The 18315-nt window shown below is 65.0% G+C and carries 17 protein-coding genes and 1 tRNA gene; 14 read left to right on the forward strand and 4 right to left on the reverse strand.

Going from position 1 to position 18315, the window contains the following annotated elements; all coding sequences use genetic code 11:
* Window positions 1-151: 151 nt before the first annotated feature.
* The gene (locus AWB72_RS01435) at window positions 152-529 is read right to left on the reverse strand and encodes a thioredoxin family protein (protein ID WP_040053213.1); all 378 of its coding nucleotides are present in this window, start codon (window positions 527-529) and stop codon (window positions 152-154) included.
* A gap of 71 nt (window positions 530-600) precedes the next feature.
* Window positions 601-1860, reverse strand: coding sequence for a DNA-processing protein DprA (gene dprA / locus AWB72_RS01440; protein WP_087127781.1), 1260 nt, complete (start codon window positions 1858-1860; stop codon window positions 601-603).
* Between the two features lie 200 nt (window positions 1861-2060).
* Between dprA and def the strand changes: the two genes are divergently transcribed.
* The 14 genes from def to AWB72_RS01510 all read left to right on the forward strand — a co-directional run bounded on the left by def (window position 2061) and on the right by AWB72_RS01510 (window position 14710).
* A complete protein-coding gene (gene def, locus AWB72_RS01445) occupies window positions 2061-2564 on the forward strand; it encodes a peptide deformylase (RefSeq protein ID WP_040053212.1) in 504 nt (167 codons plus the stop codon).
* A gap of 39 nt (window positions 2565-2603) precedes the next feature.
* Window positions 2604-3605: a methionyl-tRNA formyltransferase gene (gene fmt, locus AWB72_RS01450; RefSeq protein ID WP_040053211.1), complete on the forward strand. Its 1002-nt coding sequence runs from the start codon at window positions 2604-2606 to the stop codon at window positions 3603-3605.
* 35 nt (window positions 3606-3640) lie between these two features.
* Complete coding sequence (locus AWB72_RS01455; protein ID WP_040053210.1) at window positions 3641-4279, forward strand: LysE family translocator; 639 nt, start codon at window positions 3641-3643, stop codon at window positions 4277-4279.
* 116 nt (window positions 4280-4395) lie between these two features.
* Complete coding sequence (htpX, locus tag AWB72_RS01460) at window positions 4396-5250, forward strand: zinc metalloprotease HtpX (protein ID WP_040053209.1); 855 nt, start codon at window positions 4396-4398, stop codon at window positions 5248-5250.
* 170 nt (window positions 5251-5420) lie between these two features.
* A complete protein-coding gene (gene rsmB, locus AWB72_RS01465; protein WP_040053285.1) occupies window positions 5421-6893 on the forward strand; it encodes a 16S rRNA (cytosine(967)-C(5))-methyltransferase RsmB in 1473 nt (490 codons plus the stop codon).
* Window positions 6890-7486, forward strand: coding sequence for a DUF4390 domain-containing protein (locus AWB72_RS01470; protein ID WP_040053208.1), 597 nt, complete (start codon window positions 6890-6892; stop codon window positions 7484-7486). Before rsmB ends, AWB72_RS01470 begins: the two co-directional genes overlap by 4 nt.
* A gap of 22 nt (window positions 7487-7508) precedes the next feature.
* Window positions 7509-9935 carry a sensor histidine kinase gene (locus AWB72_RS01475; protein ID WP_040053207.1) on the forward strand — a complete coding sequence of 809 codons (2427 nt, stop codon included), beginning with the start codon at window positions 7509-7511 and terminating at the stop codon, window positions 9933-9935.
* A complete protein-coding gene (gene esaR / locus AWB72_RS01480; protein ID WP_040053206.1) occupies window positions 9936-10652 on the forward strand; it encodes a response regulator transcription factor EsaR in 717 nt (238 codons plus the stop codon).
* Window positions 10653-10747: 95 nt separating this feature from the next.
* Window positions 10748-10823, forward strand: a tRNA-Phe gene (locus tag AWB72_RS01485).
* A gap of 396 nt (window positions 10824-11219) precedes the next feature.
* Window positions 11220-11954, forward strand: coding sequence for a 7-cyano-7-deazaguanine synthase QueC (gene queC / locus AWB72_RS01490; RefSeq protein WP_040053205.1), 735 nt, complete (start codon window positions 11220-11222; stop codon window positions 11952-11954).
* Window positions 11955-11985: 31 nt separating this feature from the next.
* Window positions 11986-12618, forward strand: a complete 633-nt coding sequence (gene queE / locus AWB72_RS01495; protein ID WP_040053204.1) for a 7-carboxy-7-deazaguanine synthase — start codon at window positions 11986-11988, stop codon at window positions 12616-12618.
* Between the two features lie 17 nt (window positions 12619-12635).
* Entirely contained in the window at window positions 12636-13082 is a 447-nt protein-coding gene (gene queD / locus AWB72_RS01500) for a 6-carboxytetrahydropterin synthase QueD (protein ID WP_040053203.1), read from the forward strand.
* A 162-nt stretch (window positions 13083-13244) separates the two neighbouring features.
* Complete coding sequence (locus tag AWB72_RS01505) at window positions 13245-14027, forward strand: HpcH/HpaI aldolase family protein (RefSeq protein ID WP_040053202.1); 783 nt, start codon at window positions 13245-13247, stop codon at window positions 14025-14027.
* Window positions 14024-14710 carry a tetratricopeptide repeat protein gene (locus AWB72_RS01510; RefSeq protein WP_040053201.1) on the forward strand — a complete coding sequence of 229 codons (687 nt, stop codon included), beginning with the start codon at window positions 14024-14026 and terminating at the stop codon, window positions 14708-14710. Before AWB72_RS01505 ends, AWB72_RS01510 begins: the two co-directional genes overlap by 4 nt.
* A gap of 64 nt (window positions 14711-14774) precedes the next feature.
* On the opposite strand, the gene rodA is transcribed toward AWB72_RS01510, so the two are convergent.
* Window positions 14775-15923 (reverse strand): rod shape-determining protein RodA, encoded by a 1149-nt coding sequence (gene rodA, locus AWB72_RS01515; protein WP_040053284.1) that lies wholly within the window; start codon window positions 15921-15923, stop codon window positions 14775-14777.
* Between the two features lie 22 nt (window positions 15924-15945).
* Entirely contained in the window at window positions 15946-18243 is a 2298-nt protein-coding gene (gene mrdA / locus AWB72_RS01520) for a penicillin-binding protein 2 (protein ID WP_040053200.1), read from the reverse strand.
* Window positions 18244-18315: the final 72 nt, after the last annotated feature.

Here is an 18315-nt window from a genome sequence, read left to right on the forward strand (position 1 = left end):
TGGTTGGGGTCTGGCAGCGGCCCCGTTTGGACCGCTTTAACGACCGCTTTATAGCACAGGCTTTGTGCGATGCGCGTCGCGGCTTCGATAACGACGCGCGCTGAACCGGTGTGCCGCATTCGTTTCGGCCGCCGCAATGCAGCGGTTTTGTCTATGCCGTAGCAAGCGCCGGGCGCAGCTTCGGGGCGCCCGCCATGTTCGGCAGCGCGGTCAGGTCGGTGAGCATCCGCTCGACGATCGACACCTGCGGCAGCACCGTGCCGAAGAACCGCGTGGTGACCGAATCTTCGATCAGAATGGTCGGGAAATTCTCGACATCGAGGTCGTCGAAACGGTCCGCGTGATTCTCGATGTCGATCCACGCGAAGCAGACGTCCGGATGCGCGTCGGCGAGCTTGTCGAAGCCTTCGCGATATTCGCGGCAGGTCCCGCACCACTCCGCGCACAGGCACGCGACGAACAGCGTGCCGGGTTCGGCGATGCGCTCGGCGATTTGATCGGCGTCGGTGTCGAGATTGAACGCGGACATGGCGTTGGCGGAATCCTTACTGGGGCGGTGCGTGACAGCGTGATTTTCCGCGAATGTAGCACGAGCCGAGTTCACGAGCGTTCGAGCGGGGCGTAGCGGCCGCCCGGCAGCGCGGTCACGACGCCCGCGAGTTCGAGCTGAAGCAGCGCGCCTTGAAGCGCGGCTCCGTCGAGATCGGTGCGGGTGGCGAGAATTTCAAGCGTCGCGGGCGCGTGACCGAGCGCGGCGAGCACGCGTTCGGCGTCCGCCGATGGCGCCGCGTCCGGCAAGCGCGCCGACGCCCACGACGCGCTCGTCGGGCGCGGTTTCTCGCGTGCCGTGCGGCCACGCTTCTGTGCAGCGGGAAAGCCGAACTCTTCGAGCACGTCTTCCGGCGTTTCGACGAGCTTCGCGCCCTGCTTGATGATCCGATGACAACCCTGCGACAGCGGTGCGTGGATCGATCCGGGAATCGCGAAGACATCGCGCCCCATTTCGTTGGCGAGCCGCGCGGTGATGAGCGATCCGGACCGCATCGCCGCTTCCACGATCAGCACGCCGCCCGAGACGCCCGCGATCAGGCGGTTGCGCTGCGGGAAGTTCGCCGATCGCGCGGGCGTGCCGAGCGGCCACTCCGAGAGGATGATGCCGCCGCGAACGATCTCGTGCGCGAGCGTATGGTTTTGCGCCGGGTAGACGAGATCCGCCCCCGTGCCGATGACTGCGATCGTTCCGGCGCGCCCGTCGAGCGCTCCGCGATGCGCGGCGGCGTCGATGCCGACCGCGAGCCCCGACACCACGGCGAGCCCGGCATCGGACAGCGTGCGGGCGAAACGGCGCGCATCCTCCGCGCCTTGCGGCGACGCGTGCCGGCTGCCGACAATCGCCACCGCGCGCGCCTGCAGCACGTCGAGCCGGCCTTTCGCGTAGAGCAGCGGCGGCGGATCGGGCATCGTCAGCAGGGCTTGCGGATACTGCGCGTCGGCGAGCGTCAGGATGTGGTTGTCCGGTTCGGACGCCCATCCGCGAGCGTGCTCAATATAGTCATCGAACGGAACGCCTTCGATATCGCCGGGCAGCGCGACGACGGCTTTCGCCGCGTTGTCGTCGGCGGCTCGGGCGAGCGCGGCGAAGCTTTCCGACAGCACTTCCAGCGGCCCGCCGAACGCGCCGAGCAGCGTGCGCAGCGGGAGCGGGCGCAAGCCCTTCGCGTGCGCGAGGCGCAACCAGGCGCGCAGTTCGTCGGCAGGGGCGTCGGCTGGGGCGTCGGCTGGGGCGTCGGCAGGGGCGTCGAACGGCGGCGCGAGGGCTTCGGAAGCGGCGGTATCGGTCGGCAGGGTGGCGGTCGTCATGTTAAGATTTTTGATCCCGTACATATTAGAAATGTCGCCCGGCCGCGCTCAACGGCTCGTAGCGACGCTGTCTGGCCGCTTGCCGGCGGCGTTGAATCCAGTGGGTTCACCCGCATATCTTCGGCATGCCGCCACTCACCCGCAACCTGGCCGAATGGCCGACTTCACACGCGTCGCGGCGCGCGTAGATAATCCGAATCATGGCTCTGCTCAACATACTCAACTACCCGGACAAGCGGCTGAACAAGGTGGCGAAGCCCGTCGCCGTGGTGGACGACCGCATCCGCAAGCTCGTCGCGGACATGGCCGAGACCATGTACGCCGCGCCCGGCGTCGGTCTCGCGGCGACGCAGGTGGACGTGCACGAGCGCGTGATCGTCATCGACGTGTCGGACACGCACGACCAGCTGATGGTCTTCATCAATCCGGAAATCGTCTGGGCGAGCGAAGTCAAGAAAGAGTGGGAAGAGGGCTGCCTTTCGGTGCCGGGCATTTACGACTTCGTCGAGCGGCCCGACAAGGTGCGCGTCAAGGCGCTGAACGAAAAGGGCGAAACGTTCGAGCTCGACTGCGACGGCTTGCTCGCGGTCTGCATCCAGCACGAAATGGATCATCTGGCGGGACACGTGTTCGTCGAATATTTGTCGCCGCTCAAGCAGACCCGCATTCGCGGCAAGATGAAAAAGCTCGAAAAAGCGCTGTAAAGGCGCACCGGAATCCGTTTTTGCAGGTAGGTTTCATCGATGACTCAATCGCTGCGCGTCGTTTTCGCCGGTACGCCTGAATTTGCCGCCACCGCGCTCGCGGCGATTCACGCGGCGGGTTTCCACGTTCCGCTCGTTCTCACGCAACCCGACCGGCCCGCCGGACGCGGCATGAAACTGACCGCGAGCCCGGTCAAACGCTTCGCGCTGGAACATGACCTCGCGGTCGCGCAGCCCACGTCGCTGCGGCGCGCGGGGAAGTATCCGCAGGAAGCGGCGGACGCCATCGAGTTGCTGCGCGCCACGCCGCACGACGTCATGGTGGTGGCCGCCTATGGCCTCATTCTTCCGCAGGAAGTGCTCGACATTCCGCGTCACGGCGCGATCAACATCCACGCTTCGTTGCTGCCGCGCTGGCGCGGCGCCGCGCCGATCCATCGCGCGATTGAAGCGGGCGACGCCGAAACCGGCATCACGCTGATGCAAATGGACGCGGGCCTCGACACCGGCGCGATGATCCGCGAGGCGCGCACGCCCATCGCTTCCGACGACACCACCGCCACGCTGCACGACCGTCTCGCGGCAATGGGCGCGGAGTTGATCGTCGGCGCATTGCGGGATCTCGAACGCGACGGCTCGCTTCCGTCGAAACCGCAGCCCGAGGAAGGCACGACCTACGCCGAGAAGATTGCCAAGCACGAAGCGGCGCTCGACTGGCGGCGGCCGGCGGAGGAACTCGCGCGGCAAGTGCGGGCGTTCGATCCGTTCCCCGGCGCTGTCGGAACCGTCGATCACGCGGCGATCAAGATCTGGGCGGCGCAGCCCGTGAGCGGCGTAACAGGCAAATCCGGCGAACCGGGCGTGATCGCGGAAGTATCGGCGGACGGCATCGTCGTGACGTGCGGCAGCGGCGCGCTCAAGCTCACGCAACTGCAAAAGCCCGGCGGCAAGCGTCTGCCGGTGCGCGAATTCCTCGCGGGCGCGTCGTTGTCGAAAGGCCAGCGCTTCGCCGTTCAGGGTGACGAGCGCGGCCTAGAGTAAAAAGCATCGCCCATAAAGCCGTCTGGAGGCTTCACATGCTCGGCATCACCGGATTCGCGTTCTTCCTCGTTGCCGTCTTTCTGCTCAACGTCACGCCGGGGCCGGATACCGCGTACATCGTCGGGCGCAGCGTCGCGCAGGGGCGGGGCGCGGGCATCGTCTCGGCGCTCGGCATTTCGGCGGGCTGCGTGGTGCATACGCTCGCGTGCGCGTTCGGCCTGACCGCGATTCTCGCGGCATCCGCCACCGCGTTCACCGTGGTCAAGATCGCGGGCGCAATCTACCTGATCTATCTCGGCGTGCGGCTCATCTTCACGAAAGACGCGCCGCCGAGCGACGCGCAGGCCAGCGCCAAATCCGCGCCGAAGTCGCTTCGGCAGCTTTTCACGCAGGGTTTCGTCACGAACGTGCTGAATCCGAAAGTGGTGCTGTTCTTTGTCTCGTTCTTCCCGCAATTCGTCGCAGCCGACAGCCAGCACAAAACGCTCGCGTTTCTCACGCTCGGCCTCGTGTTCATCGCGATGAGCACCGTCTGGAACAGCTTTGTCGCGTGGATCGCGGGCAGCGTCACCGCGCGGTTCTCCGGCAAGCCTGGCGTCAAGCGGTGGCTGGATCGCGGTGTCGGCGGCGCGTTCGTCGGGCTCGGCATCAAACTGGCGACATCGCACAGATAGTTGAATTATTCGCGGATGCCCTTATCTAACATTTTGCTTACAATGTCCATCCTGACCACGTAGGCCAGGATTACCGCGCAAGTTGCGCAACGTTTTAGGGAGAAGGAGTTCCGCATATGTTCAACTGGGTCAAAACCGCGATGCTGATGGCAGCGATCACGGCCCTCTTCGTCGTGATCGGCGGCATGATCGGCGGGTCGAAGGGCATGATGCTCGCGCTGATCGTCGCGCTCGGCATGAATTTCTTCTCGTACTGGTTCTCGGACAAGATGGTTCTGCGCATGTACAACGCGCAGGAAGTCGACGAAACCACCGCGCCGCAGTTCTATCGCATGGTGCGCGAACTCGCCACGCGCGCTCAATTGCCGATGCCGCGCGTCTATCTCATCAACGAAGACGCGCCGAACGCGTTCGCCACGGGCCGCAATCCGGAGCACGCGGCGGTGGCGGCGACCACGGGCATTCTGCGCGTGCTGTCCGAGCGCGAAATGCGCGGCGTGATGGCGCACGAACTCGCGCACGTGAAGCATCGCGACATTCTCATCTCGACTATTTCCGCGACGATGGCCGGCGCGATCTCCGCGCTCGCGAACTTTGCGATGTTCTTCGGCGGACGCGATGAAGAAGGCCGCCCGGCTAATCCGATTGCAAGCATCGCGGTGGCGATTCTCGCGCCGATCGCGGGCGCGATGATCCAGATGGCGATTTCGCGGGCGCGTGAATTCGAAGCCGACCGCGGCGGCGCGCAGATTTCTGGCGATCCGCAGGCGCTCGCGAGCGCGCTGGAGAAGATTCACGCGTACGCGTCGGGCGTGCCGTTCCCGGCGGCGGAAGCGCATCCGGCGACCGCGCAGATGATGATCATGAATCCGTTGTCGGGCGGGAGCATCGCGAACTGGTTCTCCACGCACCCGGCGACGGAAGAGCGCGTCGCACGTTTGATGGAGATGGCGCGCACCGGGCGGATGTAAGCGCTCGGTGTTCCGCGAGAAGCCGCCCCGAGCGATCGGGGCGGCTTTTTTTTCGCTGGCACTCGATGCCGTCGCGGCGCACGCCGCTTCATGGCGAGGCACCGTTTCGTCGCACGTTACAATCCTCGTTTGTGCAAGCCAAACGCTTGCCGCCGACCGATCCCATCCAAATGAACGACAAGCCTTCACGCCGGCACGCCGCCGCGCATCAGCCGTCGCGCGGGCCGTCCCGCATGAGCGCGCTCCATCTCGCGCCGGATTCGCTCGCGTTCGCGCTCGATGGCGCCGCGCAAGCCGTCGGCGCCGTGCGCGCGGGCTCGGCGTTGCCCGCCGCGATCCAGACGGTCGTGGCCTCGGGCAAGCACGCGTCGGCGCGCGGCGCGATTCAGGACATCGCGTATCGCGCGATGCGCCGGCTCGGCATCGCCGATGCGCTCCTGCACAAGCTCGTGCGCAAGGTCCCGCCGCCGCATGTCGCCAACGTGCTCGCGTGCGCGTTCGCGCTCCTCACCGACGACGAAGCGCACGCCGCCTACGCGCCGTTCACGGTCGTCGATCAGGCCGTGAACGCGATTGCCGCGCGGCGCGAATTTGCCTTCGCGAAGGGACTCGTGAACGCGGTGCTGCGCAACTTCCTGCGTGAACGCGACGCGCTCATCGCGGAAGCCGCGACAAGCCCCGTTGCGCGATGGAACTATCCGCAATGGTGGATCGACGCGGTCCAGCGCGCGCAGCCGCAAGCCTGGGAGCGCATTCTGGAAGCGGGCAACGCGCAAGGCCCGCTCACGCTGCGCGTGAACGCGCGCCATACGAATGTCGCGGCTTACGTGGATCGCCTGAAAGCCGAGCATATCGAGGCCGATGCCGCCGGCCTGCACGCGGTGCGTCTCAGAACGCCGATGCCCGTCGATCGCATTCCTGGTTTCGCGGAAGGCGAAGTCTCGGTGCAGGACGCGGGCGCGCAACTCGCGGCGCAATGGCTCGGCGCGCGCGACGGCATGCGCGTGCTCGATGCGTGCGCCGCGCCCGGCGGCAAGACGGGGCACATTCTCGAACTCGCGGACGTGCATCTCGTCGCGCTCGAAAGCGATGCCGACCGCGCGGGCCGCATCGGTCAGAATCTCGAGCGCCTGAAACTTGCAGCGGACGTGCGCGTCGGCGATGCCGGCGATCCGTCGCCCTGGTTCGACGGCGCGCCCTTCGACCGCATTCTCGCGGACGTGCCGTGCTCGGCGTCGGGCATCGTGCGGCGCCATCCGGACATTCGCTGGCTGCGCCGGCCATCGGATATCGCGGCGCTCGTCGTCGAACAAAGACGCATTCTTGAGGCGCTGTGGCCGCTCGTCGCGAAGGGCGGCGAATTGCTCTACGTGACGTGCTCGATCTTTCCGGAAGAGGGCGAAGAGCAGGCCCGCTGGTTTGGAGCGGCGCATGAAGATGCGGTACGATTGGACGCGCCGGGGCAACTGCTGCCGACGGCGCCGCGCGCGAGCGCGAGTGCGGTGCAAGAGTCACCGGACGGTACAAATATCGAAGGCCACGGTCCGGACAGTGCTGAGGGCGCGAGCCCGGCATCGAACCGGAACGCGGACTACATCGCGGACCACGACGGATTCTTCTACGCGCGCTTTCAGAAACGGTGACGATAAAACGCATTCTTCCGCTTCGGCTCGCGGCCGTCATCTGGACTGCGCTGGCGCTCTGGCTGAGTTTCGCCGCGGCCCAACCTGCGCTCGCCGAGACGATCTCCGTGCAGCGCGCGTCGTTGCAGGCGGACAATAACGGCTGGAGCCTCGATGCGCACTTCGACTTCGATCTGAACAGCAGTCTCGAAGAAGCCGTGAACCGCAGCGTGCCGCTCTACTTCACCATCGACTTTGCGCTGTCGCGGCCGCGCTGGTATTGGTTCGACGAAGAGCCGGTCAACGTGTCGCAAAGTATCCGCCTCTCGTATCAACCGCTCACGAATGAATACCGCGTATCGACGGGCGGCCTGCAGTTGCGTTTTGCATCGCTGAACGAAGCACTTTCCGTCATCAAGCACGTGGCGTCGTGGCATGTCATCGACCGGAATCAGGTGCATGGCGGAGAAACGTACAACGCATCGGTGCGCATGCAGCTCGACATCGCGCTGATGCCCAAGCCGTTCCAGATCGACGCGGTCAACAACCGCGACTGGAACCTTTCATCGGATTGGAAGCGGTTCACTTTTACGGCGGCGGAACGTGCGAAATAGATTTCGGCGCGGCCGTACGGACATGAAGAGTTTTGTCGTTCGGCTGCTGGTTACGACGGTTGCCATCACGGCGGCGGTGCTGCTCGTGATGCTCGCGCTCGCGAGCGCGAATACCGAGTTCTTCGACCGCTACTACGGCTGGCTGTATGCCGCGAACGTGGCGGTGGCGATCGTCTTCATGCTGATCGTGATCAGCCTCACGCTGATCATCGTGTCGCGCGTGAGGCAGGGGCGCTTCGGCACGCGGCTATTGGCCAAGCTCGCGCTCATCTTCGCGCTCGTCGGCGTGCTGCCGGGCGCGATCATCTACGTGGTGTCGTATCAGTTCGTGTCGCGCAGCATCGAATCCTGGTTCGATGTGAACGTCGAAACCGCGCTCACGTCGGGCCTGACGCTCGGGCGCGGCATGCTCGAAACATCGCTCGCCGACTTCAAGAATCGCGGCCGCCAGATGAGCGACCAGCTCGCGAGCGCCGATCCGTCGAGCCTCACGTTGACGCTGCTGCGTCTGCGGGATCAATACGGCGTGCAGGATGCCGTCGTGTTCGAGCGTCCGCGCGATCAGTACAACCGCGAGGACCTGAACGCGGGCGGCGGGTCGCTGCGCGTGCCGGGCTTGCGGACCGTCGCGCAGGCATCGGGGAATATCTACGCGCTGCTGCCGACCAACGAGCCTTCCAGCGCGATGCTGAAGGCCGCGCAGGATCGTCCGTTCGGCGCGATAGAAGGCGAGATAGACGGCGATCCGGCATCGAAAGGGCCGAAGGGCGCGCTGCGGCTTCGCGTCATCACGAAGATTCCCGACCCGACCACGACCACCGAATTCCAGCACGTCGACCGCTTCTTGCAGATCGAGCAGCCCGTGAGTCAGGAACTCGCGCGCAACGCGGACGCCGTGCAGCGCGCGTATCGCGAGTATCAGGAAAAGCGGCTCGGGCGCACGGGCTTGCGCAAGATGTATATCGGCACGCTGACGCTCGCGCTCTTCCTCGCGACGTTCATCGCGATGATGCTGGCGCTCGCGCTTGGCAATCAGCTCGCGCGGCCGCTCTTTCTGCTCGCGCAGGGCACGAAGGAAGTGGCCGAAGGCGACTACACGCCCAAGCGCGAGATCAATTCGCGCGATGAACTCGGCTTCCTCACGCAGTCCTTCAACGCCATGACGCGGCAGCTATCGGAGGCGCGCGCGGCGGTGGAGAACAACCGCATCGCGCTGGAGCATTCGAAGGCGTATCTCGAAAGCATCCTCGCGAATCTGACGGCGGGCGTGTTCGTGTTCGATCGTCAATTTCGCCTGACGACGGCGAATCGCGGCGCGGCGCGCATCTTCCGCCAGCCGTTCGACGCGCTCGTCAATCAGCCGCTGGACAGCATCGACGTGCTCGCGGAGTTCGGCGCGATGGTCAGGAAAGCGTTCGCCGAGCGCGACGCGGCGGCGGTCGGGAGCGGCCATCCGGCGGGCGATCGCGGGCACTGGCAGCAACAGGTCGCGGTCACGGTGCCGGGCGAGAACGACCCGCTGACCTTGCTCGTGCGCGGCACGCAATTGCTGACCGGCGTCGAAAGCGATACTGAAGACACCGAAACGACCGGCTATGTCGTCGTGTTCGACGATATCTCCGACGTGATCTCTGCGCAGCGCTCCGTCGCGTGGGGCGAAGTGGCGCGGCGTCTCGCGCACGAGATCAAGAATCCGCTCACGCCCATTCAGCTTTCCGCCGAGCGCCTGCAGATGAAGCTCGCGGACAAGCTCGCGCCGCAGGACGCCGACGTGCTCAAGCGCGCATCGACGACCATCGTGAATCAGGTGCAGGCGATGAAGCGCATGGTCGACGATTTCCGCGAATATGCGCGCACGCCGCCCGCGGTGCTCGGGAATCTTCAGTTGAACGATCTCGTCGGCGAGGTGCTGACGCTGTACGGCATCGAAGAGGGCAAAAGTCCGATCAAGGTCGATCTCGCGAAGCTGCCCGTGATTCGCGGCGACGCGACGCAGATCCGCCAGGTCATCCACAACCTGCTGCAGAACGCGCAGGATGCCGTCGCGGATGTGGCCGAGCCGCGCGTCCTGCTCGAAACGAGGACAGTAGAATATGGCGAGCCGGACGCGTCGGGGCACGCACGCGTCGCGGTGCGGCTCACGGTTTCCGATAACGGCGCGGGCTTTCCGGCGCGCATTCTGTCGCGCGCTTTCGAGCCTTACGTGACCACGAAGGCGAAAGGCACGGGTCTGGGACTTGCAACGGTGAAGAAGATCGTCGACGAGCACGGTGCGCGCATCGACATTCGCAACCGCTCAAGAACGGCGGACGTCGTGGAAGGCGCGCAAATCTCGATTCTGTTTCTTCAACTCGCGGAAGACGCCGCCGCCGATGGCGCGACGCCGTCAGCCGCGCCGGCCGCGAAACACGGAACGACAAAAGCAACAGTGCAGACAAGGGCAGCTTAAATGGCAACCATCCTGGTGGTAGACGATGAAATGGGGATCCGGGAACTGCTCTCCGAGATCCTGAGCGACGAGGGACACGTGGTGGACGTGGCGGAGAACGCGCAGCACGCGCGCGATTACCGCTTGCAGCAGACGCCCGATCTCGTCCTGCTCGACATCTGGATGCCGGACACCGATGGCGTCACGCTTCTGAAGGAGTGGGCGGCGCAGGGCAAGCTCACGATGCCGGTGATCATGATGTCGGGGCACGCGACCATCGACACGGCGGTCGAGGCGACGAAGATCGGCGCACTCAACTTCCTCGAAAAGCCGATCGCGCTGCAGAAGCTGCTGAAGGCGGTCGAGCAGGGGCTCGCGCACGGCACGGCGGCGCCGGCTGTCGTCGCGGCGACGAAGCCTTCGGGGAACGCGGGCGCATCGGGCGTGCCGATCGCGGCTGCGCTGCCGACGGCTTCCGCGCTGAACGCATCGTCCGGCGATGCGGGCGCGGGCGGCGCGGCGGCGGGCCAGGCGGCGCAGACGGCATCGATTTCATTCGACATTCCGCTGCGCGATGCCCGCGATGCGTTCGAGCGCGCGTACTTCGAATATCACCTCGCGCGCGAGAACGGCAGCATGACGCGCGTCGCGGAGAAGACGGGGCTGGAGCGCACGCATTTGTATCGCAAGCTCAAGCAGCTGGGCGTCGATCTCGGAAAGAACAAGAACGAGGTTTGAGCCGCGGTCGCAGTGCATCAGCGATGAAAGCGATAAAAATCCGCAAAAAGGCTTGAGCACCGCACATCGCTCTGCTATAGTTTCACCTCTTCGTTGGCCCGGTAGCTCAGTTGGTAGAGCAGCGGATTGAAAATCCGCGTGTCGATGGTTCGATTCCGTCCCAGGCCACCAGAATGCAGAAAGCCCGAGAGTTCATCGCTCTCGGGCTTTTTCATTTCGGGCGCGGGAAATTCGTTTCGCCGGGAGCGTGGCGTGATCGCGTGCTGGGCCGCGCATTCGACGCCCGCCGGCAGCTCGGCGCACAACGCCCCGACATGCTAAAATTCGCGCCGAATTAAGGACTTGCCTCGTCCTCGGACCGCAAGTCCTTTTCTTTTCGATGCTCCGAATCGCGCCCGAACGTCGCTCGAACCGATCGGCGAACGGTACGCCGGTCCGCTATCGGGGACATAAAGGGCGCGCGCGTCCGAGGAAAGCTCGCCGGCCTATACTGGATCGCACATCGCCGCGCCGGTCGCTCCGACCATCCGCGCGGCGCGCGACCCTTTTCATACACGGAGTTTTACGGTGACTCGGATAGACGCGAAGGACAGCGCCCTCGTGCTGTTTTCCGGCGGCCAGGACTCGGCCACGTGCCTCGCATGGGCGCTCGAACGCTACAAGACGGTCGAGACGCTGGGCTTCGATTACGGCCAGCGACATCGCGTCGAACTGGAATGCCGCAGCGGTTTCCGCTCGGAAGTGGCGAGCAAGTTTCCGCAGTGGGCAGGCCGCCTCGGCGACGATCACATGATCGACTTGTCCGTGCTCGGCGCGATCAGCGATACCGCGATGACCCGCGACATCGAAATCCAGGCGACGGCGAACGGCTTGCCGAACACGTTCGTGCCGGGCCGCAATCTGCTGTTCATGACGATCGCGGCGGCGGTCGCGTATCGGCGTGGGCTGAAGGTGCTCGTCGGCGGCATGTGCGAAACGGACTTTTCCGGGTATCCCGATTGCCGCGACGACACCATGAAGGCGCTGCAAGTCGCGCTGAATCTCGGCATGGAAACGCGCTATGCGCTCGAAACGCCGCTCATGTGGCTCGACAAGGCCGACACGTGGCGTCTCGCGGAAACGCTGGGCGGCGAGACGCTCGTCGAACTGATTCGCGTCGAAACGCATACGTGCTATGTCGGCGAGCGCTCCGAACTGCACGAATGGGGCTACGGCTGCGGCCAGTGCCCGGCATGCAAACTGCGCAAGCGTGGATACGAGGCGTATCGCGCGGGCGAGCAAGTCACCACCGAACCGGTCTGATCCGGCATCAACATAGAGTCACAGAGCAGTCATGACGTACGCGGTAAAGGAAATCTTCTACACGTTGCAGGGCGAGGGCGCGAACGCCGGGCGCCCGGCCGTGTTCTGCCGCTTCGCCGGCTGCAACCTCTGGTCGGGACGCGAGGAAGACCGCGCGGACGCGGTGTGCCGCTTTTGCGATACGGATTTCGTCGGCACCGACGGCGAGAACGGCGGCAAGTACAAAACGCCTGCGGAACTCGTTGCGAAGATCGCATCGCTGTGGCCGGAAGGCGCGGCGCACAAGTTCGTCGTCTGCACGGGCGGCGAGCCGATGCTCCAGATCGATCAGCCTTTCGTCGACGCGCTGCACGAGGCGGGCTTCGAAATGGCGATCGAAACGAACGGTTCGATGCCGGTGCTCGAGAGCATCGACTGGATTTGCGTGAGCCCGAAGGCGGACGCGCCGCTCGTCGTCACGAAGGGCAACGAGCTGAAAGTGGTCGTGCCACAGGACAACCAGCGCCTGGCCGAGTACGAAAAGCTCGACTTCGAGTACTTCCTCGTGCAGCCGATGGACGGCCCGTCGCGCGACATCAACACGAAGCTCGCGATCGACTGGTGCAAGCGGCATCCGAAGTGGCGCCTGTCGATGCAGACGCACAAATACCTGAATATCCCCTGAAAGACGATCGAGCCGACGTGCAGACGATTACCCGAAAACTCGAATTCGATGCGGGCCACCGCATCCCCGATCACCGCAGCCAGTGCCGCAACCTGCACGGGCATCGTTACGTGCTCGAGATCACGCTGCAAGGCGACCTCGTCGATACGGAAGGCGCGCCGGATCGCGGCATGGTCATGGACTTCGCCGACGTGAAGTCGCTGGCGATGGAGCATCTCGTCAACAAGTGGGATCACGCGTTCATCGTCTATGAAGGCGATGCCAAAGTGCGCGAATTCCTCGCGTCGCTCGCGGATCACAAGACCGTGGTCTTCGACCGCATTCCGACCGTGGAAAACATGGCGGCGGTCGCGTTCCGCATTCTCGCCGACGTCTACGACGCGCATTACGGCGTGAATCTCAAGCTCAAGCGCCTGCGTCTCTACGAAACGCCGAACTGCTGGGCCGACGTCGAGCGCGAATAAGCACGCGAACACGGTATGATCGCCCGGTGAGTCGCCTGTTCGGGCGGCCGCATCCTCTTGCATGAGACCAACTTCGGTCGACAAGAAACGGAGCGCGAGCATGCCGTCATCCTTCACGTCGTTCCTCGCATCGCGCGCACGTCCTTTTCAGGGAGCCGCGCGATGAGCACCTTCACCAATACCCTCAAGCAGCGCTTTCGCGAACCCGGTCCGCTCTTCGGACTGTGGCTTTCGCTATGCAGCGCCGATGCCGCCGAAGCGCTCGCGCACGCGGGCTTCGACTGGCTGTGCATCGACATGGAGCACTCGCCGAACGATAGCCGCGATGTCGTCGAGCAGCTTCGCGCGATCGCGGCGGCGCATTTGCCGACCGAGCCGATCGTGCGCGTGCCGTTCGCCGAAGGCTGGCTCGTCAAGCGCGTGCTCGATGCAGGCGCGCGCACGCTGATGTTTCCGAACGTGCAATCGGCGGAAGACGCCGCGCGCGTCGTACGGCTCACGCAGTATCCGACCGAGGCGCAACTCGACGGACTGCGCGGCGTCGCGGGCGCGGTGCGCGCGGCGGCATACGGTATGCGGCGCGATTACGTGTCGGGCGCGAACGCGCAGGTCGCGACGATCGTTCAGATCGAATCGGTCGCCGCGCTCGAAGCCGTCGATGAAATCGCCGCGACGCCGGGCGTCGATTGCCTGTTCATCGGCCCGGCGGATCTCGCCGCGAGTCTCGGCCATCTCGGCGACGCGAAGCATCCCGACGTCAACGCGGCCATCCAGAAAATCGCGGATGCGGCCGAGCGCGCGGGCATCGCGAGCGGCATTTTCGCGCTCGATGTCGCCAGCGCGCGGCAGTACGCGCAGGCGGGCATCAAGCTCGTGTCGATCGCGGCCGATGTGATGTGGCTGCTGAAGGCGACGCGGCAGGCGTTGCAGGAGGCGAGAGCATGAAAAGCGCATGGCGTGGCGGCGCGGTGGCGGTAACGGCCGCGCTGTGTTTCCTGGGCGGCGGCGCGTACGCACAGGGCGCGCTCAAGGCCACGGATCTGGCGACGCAAAACGCCGTCGCCGATTACAACGCGGGCAACTTCGTCGCCGCGCGCTCGGAGTTTCGTCGTGCGGCGGAAAAGGGCAGCCGGCTCGCCGAGTTCAATTACGCGATGATGCTGCTCAACGGCGAAGGCGGCGCGGCGGACGTCGACGAAGGCAAGAAATGGCTGCGCCGCGCCGCCGACGCCAACATGACGCACGCGCAGTACGTCTACGGCAAGATGTATGACGACGGCCAGTTCGTGGAGAAGGACCCGGCGGAGGCGCATCGATGGTTCCTGCGCGCGGCCAGTCAAGGACACGTGCAGGCGGAACTGGCGCTCGCGAATCAGTTTCTCGATGGTCGCGGCACCGCGCGCGACAATACGCAGGCGTTCGCCTGGTACAAGAAAGCCGCGCAGGGCGGCGACATGACGGCGCAATACGTCGCGGGATCGTTCTACGAGCGCGGCGGCGATGGCGTCGAACGCAATCTCAACGTGGCGCGCGCGTATTACGCAGCCGCCGCCGCTCAGGGCGATCCGGCCGCGAAGCTGAAATACCAGCAATTGAGCGCGGAACTGGAGCGGCAAAAACCGCAATAAGCGGCATCGGAATAAAAAAACCGCGGTCGAGGCCGCGGTTCTTTTTTGGTGGCTGCGAGAAACGTCAACTCTGCATCAGACGCTTCTGCCGCGCGACGCTCATGATGAGGCCGACCGCGACGCCGAGCGTCGTGAGCGCGGTGCCACCGTAGCTCATGAACGGCAGCGGGACGCCGACGACCGGCAAAATCCCGCTCACCATGCCGATGTTCACGAACGCGTAGGTGAAGAACGCGAGCGTGAGCGATCCGGCCAATAATCGCCCGAAGAAGGTTGCGCCGTTCGCCGCGATATACAGCCCGCGCGCGATCAGCGCCATGTAGAGGAAGAGCAGCACGAGTCCGCCCGCGAGCCCGAATTCCTCGGAGAACACGGCGAAGATGAAGTCCGTGTGCTTCTCGGGGATGAATTCGAGGTGCGCCTGCGTGCCCTTGAGCCAGCCCTTGCCGAGCGTGCCGCCGGAGCCGATCGCGATCACCGCCTGAATGGTATGGAAGCCTTTGCCGAGCGGATCGGACGTCGGGTCCAGCAGCGTGCAGATGCGATGCTTTTGGTAATCGTGCATCAGCGGCCAGTTCACTTCCGGCTGGCAGATGCGGTCCTGGAACACGGCGACGCTCGCCACCACGATCACCGCTGCCGCGAGCACCGGCACGATCAGCTTGAAACTCAGGCCCGCGAAATAAATGACGAACACGCCCGCCGCGAACACGAGCACCGCCGTGCCCAGGTCCGGCTGCTTCGCGATCAAGGCGACGGGCAGCATCAGAATCACGAAGCCGACGACGTAATCCCACCAGCGAATGTTGCCCTCGCGCCGCTGGTAGTACCACGCGAGCATCAGCGGCATGGCGATCTTCATGATCTCCGAAGGCTGAATCACCACGCCGACGTTCAGCCAGCGTTTCGCGCCCTTGCGCGTCAGCCCGAACGCGGCGACGGCCACGAGCAGCGCGACGCCCACGGTGTAGAGCGGCACCGCGAAGCGCATCAGCGTCTGCGGCGGAATGTTCGCGAGCACCCACATCAGGCCGAACGTTAGCATGATGTTGCGCAACTGGTCCTCCACGCGGCCCGGCATGTCGAGACTCGCGCTGTACAGCGTGACGATACCCACGCACAGCAGCAGAAAAACGATCAGCGCGAGCGGGCGATCGAAGCCCGCGAACATGCGCTTCGCGCGCTCGATCCAGGCGTGCTTGTCGAATTGCAAATGCAGTTGCATGCCGATTTCCTTATTCGTCGATGCCGCCGGTCGGCACGAAAGTGCGTACGCCGTCGTTGCCGGGGCCGCGCGCCATCGTGGGCGAAGGCTCGGCCGGCGCGTTCTTCTGACCGCGCTTGCGGGCGGGCGCGGGCGTGGCCGACGACGCAGGCAGCGCAGCAGACGGCGCGGACGCCGCTTTCGGCTTCGCACCCGCCGATCCCGCCGCCGCCGCCGACGACGCCGGAACGGGAGGCGCTGAAGCCGCCTTCGCGACCGCCGGGTTCGAAGCGGCCGAAGGCGAGAACGCCGCCGACTGATTCGCAACCGATGCCGGCAGCGCCGCCGCAGCGGGCGATTGCGTGCCGCCGATCACGGGCAGTCCGGCGTCTTCGGTGGCGGACGCGGCGGCTGCGACGGCGGCCGCTTCAGCGCCCGGCTTCATGCGATCCACGAGGTAGTAATCGAGCACCTTGCGCGCGATCGGCCCGGCCGATTCCGCGCCCCAGCCGCCGTTTTCGACGATCAGCGCAAGCGCGATCTTCGGCTGCTCCGCCGGCGCGAACGCGATGAACAGCGCGTGATCGCGCAGATGCTCGGCGGTTGCGTGCCCGCGATAGTTCGCGCCCTGCAGCGAATAAACCTGCGCCGTACCAGTCTTGCCCGCCGCGAGATATTGCGCGCCGGCAAACACCTTGGCCGCCGTGCCGTTCGTGATGACGCCTTCCATCGCGCGCTTGATGAAATCGACGTCCTGCTGGCGCACCGGAATCTTGTCGCTCGGATCGCGCACCACGGTGCGTTCAGCCTTGGTGATCGGATTTTCGATATCGCGCACGAGGTGCGGCTTCATCACGACGCCGTTGTTCGCGAGCGTCGCCGTGGCGTGCGCGAGCTGCAGGATGGTGAACGAGTTGTACCCCTGCCCGATGCCCAGACTGATGGTTTCGCCTTCGTACCAGCGCTGTTGTTCGGGCTTGCGATACGCCTTGCGCTTCCATTCCGTCGACGGAAGAATGCCGCGCGCCTCGCCCGCGATATCGATGCCGGTAATCTGCCCGAAGCCCCACGGCTTCATGAAGCCGGCCATCGCATTGACGCCGAGATCGTGCGCGAGCATGTAGAAGTACGTGTCGTTGGATACGACGATCGCGCGGTTCATGTCCACCCAGCCCTGACCGGAACGCACGTCGTTGCGGAACGTGTGACCGCCGAACGTGTACGAACCGGGATCCTGGAAGCCCCAGCCCGGCGTGCGCTTGTGCAGCGTGAGCGCGGCGAGCGCCATGAACGGCTTGTAGGTCGAGCCCGGCGGATACGTGCCGTGCAACGGACGATTCAAGAGCGGATGATCCGGCGAATTGTTGAGCGCGTCCCACGTCTGCTGGTCGATGCCGTCGACGAAGGAGTTCGGATCGAAGCTCGGCGCGGACACGAACGCGAGGACATCGCCCGTGGAAGGCTCGATTGCGACGAGCGCGCCGCGCTTGCCCGCGAACGCCTGCTCGGCCACCTGCTGCAAACCGATATCCAGCGACAGCACGAGATTGTTGCCGGGCGTCGCCTGCGTGCGCGACATCGTGCGCACGGGCCGGCCGCCCGCCGTGACTTCGACTTCCTCGAAACCGGTCACGCCGTGCAGCTCCGTCTCGTAACTCTGCTCGACGCCGATCTTGCCGACGTAATCCGTGCCCTTGTAGTTGTTCGCGTCCAGACGCGGATCGTAGTGATCGGAATTCGCGTCGTTGGCGTCGCTCGCATCGTCGATGCGTTCCTGGTCGCGCTGCGAAATGCGCCCGATGTAGCCGATCACGTGCGCGGCCGTCGTGCCGAGCGGATATTGGCGGAACAGGCGCGCGCGCACTTCGACGCCGGGAAAGCGGAAGCGCTGCGCCGTGAACTTGGCGACTTCTTCGTCGGTGAGGCGCGTGCGGATCGGCAGGCTCTCGAAATTCTTCGAATCCTCGAGCAGCTTCTTGAAACGCCGGCGATCCCGCGCATCGACGGGAATGACCTGCGAAATGTTGTCGATGACTTCGTCGAGCGTGCCGTTGATCTTCGACGGCGTGATTTCGAGCGTGTACGCGGAATAGTTCTTCGCGAGCACCACGCCGTTGCGGTCGGTGATGATGCCGCGGTTCGGCACGATCGGCGCAACGGAGATGCGGTTTTCGTTCGCTTGCAGCGAGTATTTGCTGAAGTGCCAGACCTGCAGATAGAGAAAGCGCAGGCCGATCAGCCCGAAGCAGACGAACACGAACAGTCCCGCCGCCGCGACGCGCAAGCGGAACTTCGACAACTGTTGCTCGGTGTTCTTGATTTCGGTCATGCAGGTTTCGCGAGTTTTCGCGATCTATCGCGATTCAAGTGTAGTCCGCGCGCGGGCGTTCATACGCCCTTC

Source organism: Caballeronia concitans (assembly GCF_001544615.1).
Lineage (GTDB): Bacteria > Pseudomonadota > Gammaproteobacteria > Burkholderiales > Burkholderiaceae > Caballeronia > Caballeronia concitans.

Excerpts from the sequence above, each read along its gene's own strand:
- queE (WP_040053204.1), top strand. The coding sequence starts at position 11,986 with ATGACGTACGCGGTAAAGGAAATCTTCTACACGTTGCAGGGCGAGGGC.
- mrdA (WP_040053200.1), bottom strand. The coding sequence starts at position 18,243 with ATGACCGAAATCAAGAACACCGAGCAACAGTTGTCGAAGTTCCGCTTG.
- AWB72_RS01510 (WP_040053201.1), top strand. The coding sequence starts at position 14,024 with ATGAAAAGCGCATGGCGTGGCGGCGCGGTGGCGGTAACGGCCGCGCTG.
- def (WP_040053212.1), top strand. The coding sequence starts at position 2,061 with ATGGCTCTGCTCAACATACTCAACTACCCGGACAAGCGGCTGAACAAG.
- AWB72_RS01455 (WP_040053210.1), top strand. The coding sequence starts at position 3,641 with ATGCTCGGCATCACCGGATTCGCGTTCTTCCTCGTTGCCGTCTTTCTG.
- rsmB (WP_040053285.1), top strand. The coding sequence starts at position 5,421 with ATGAACGACAAGCCTTCACGCCGGCACGCCGCCGCGCATCAGCCGTCG.
- esaR (WP_040053206.1), top strand. The coding sequence starts at position 9,936 with ATGGCAACCATCCTGGTGGTAGACGATGAAATGGGGATCCGGGAACTG.
- dprA (WP_087127781.1), bottom strand. The coding sequence starts at position 1,860 with ATGACGACCGCCACCCTGCCGACCGATACCGCCGCTTCCGAAGCCCTC.
- AWB72_RS01505 (WP_040053202.1), top strand. The coding sequence starts at position 13,245 with ATGAGCACCTTCACCAATACCCTCAAGCAGCGCTTTCGCGAACCCGGT.
- AWB72_RS01475 (WP_040053207.1), top strand. The coding sequence starts at position 7,509 with ATGAAGAGTTTTGTCGTTCGGCTGCTGGTTACGACGGTTGCCATCACG.
- htpX (WP_040053209.1), top strand. The coding sequence starts at position 4,396 with ATGTTCAACTGGGTCAAAACCGCGATGCTGATGGCAGCGATCACGGCC.
- fmt (WP_040053211.1), top strand. The coding sequence starts at position 2,604 with ATGACTCAATCGCTGCGCGTCGTTTTCGCCGGTACGCCTGAATTTGCC.
- AWB72_RS01435 (WP_040053213.1), bottom strand. The coding sequence starts at position 529 with ATGTCCGCGTTCAATCTCGACACCGACGCCGATCAAATCGCCGAGCGC.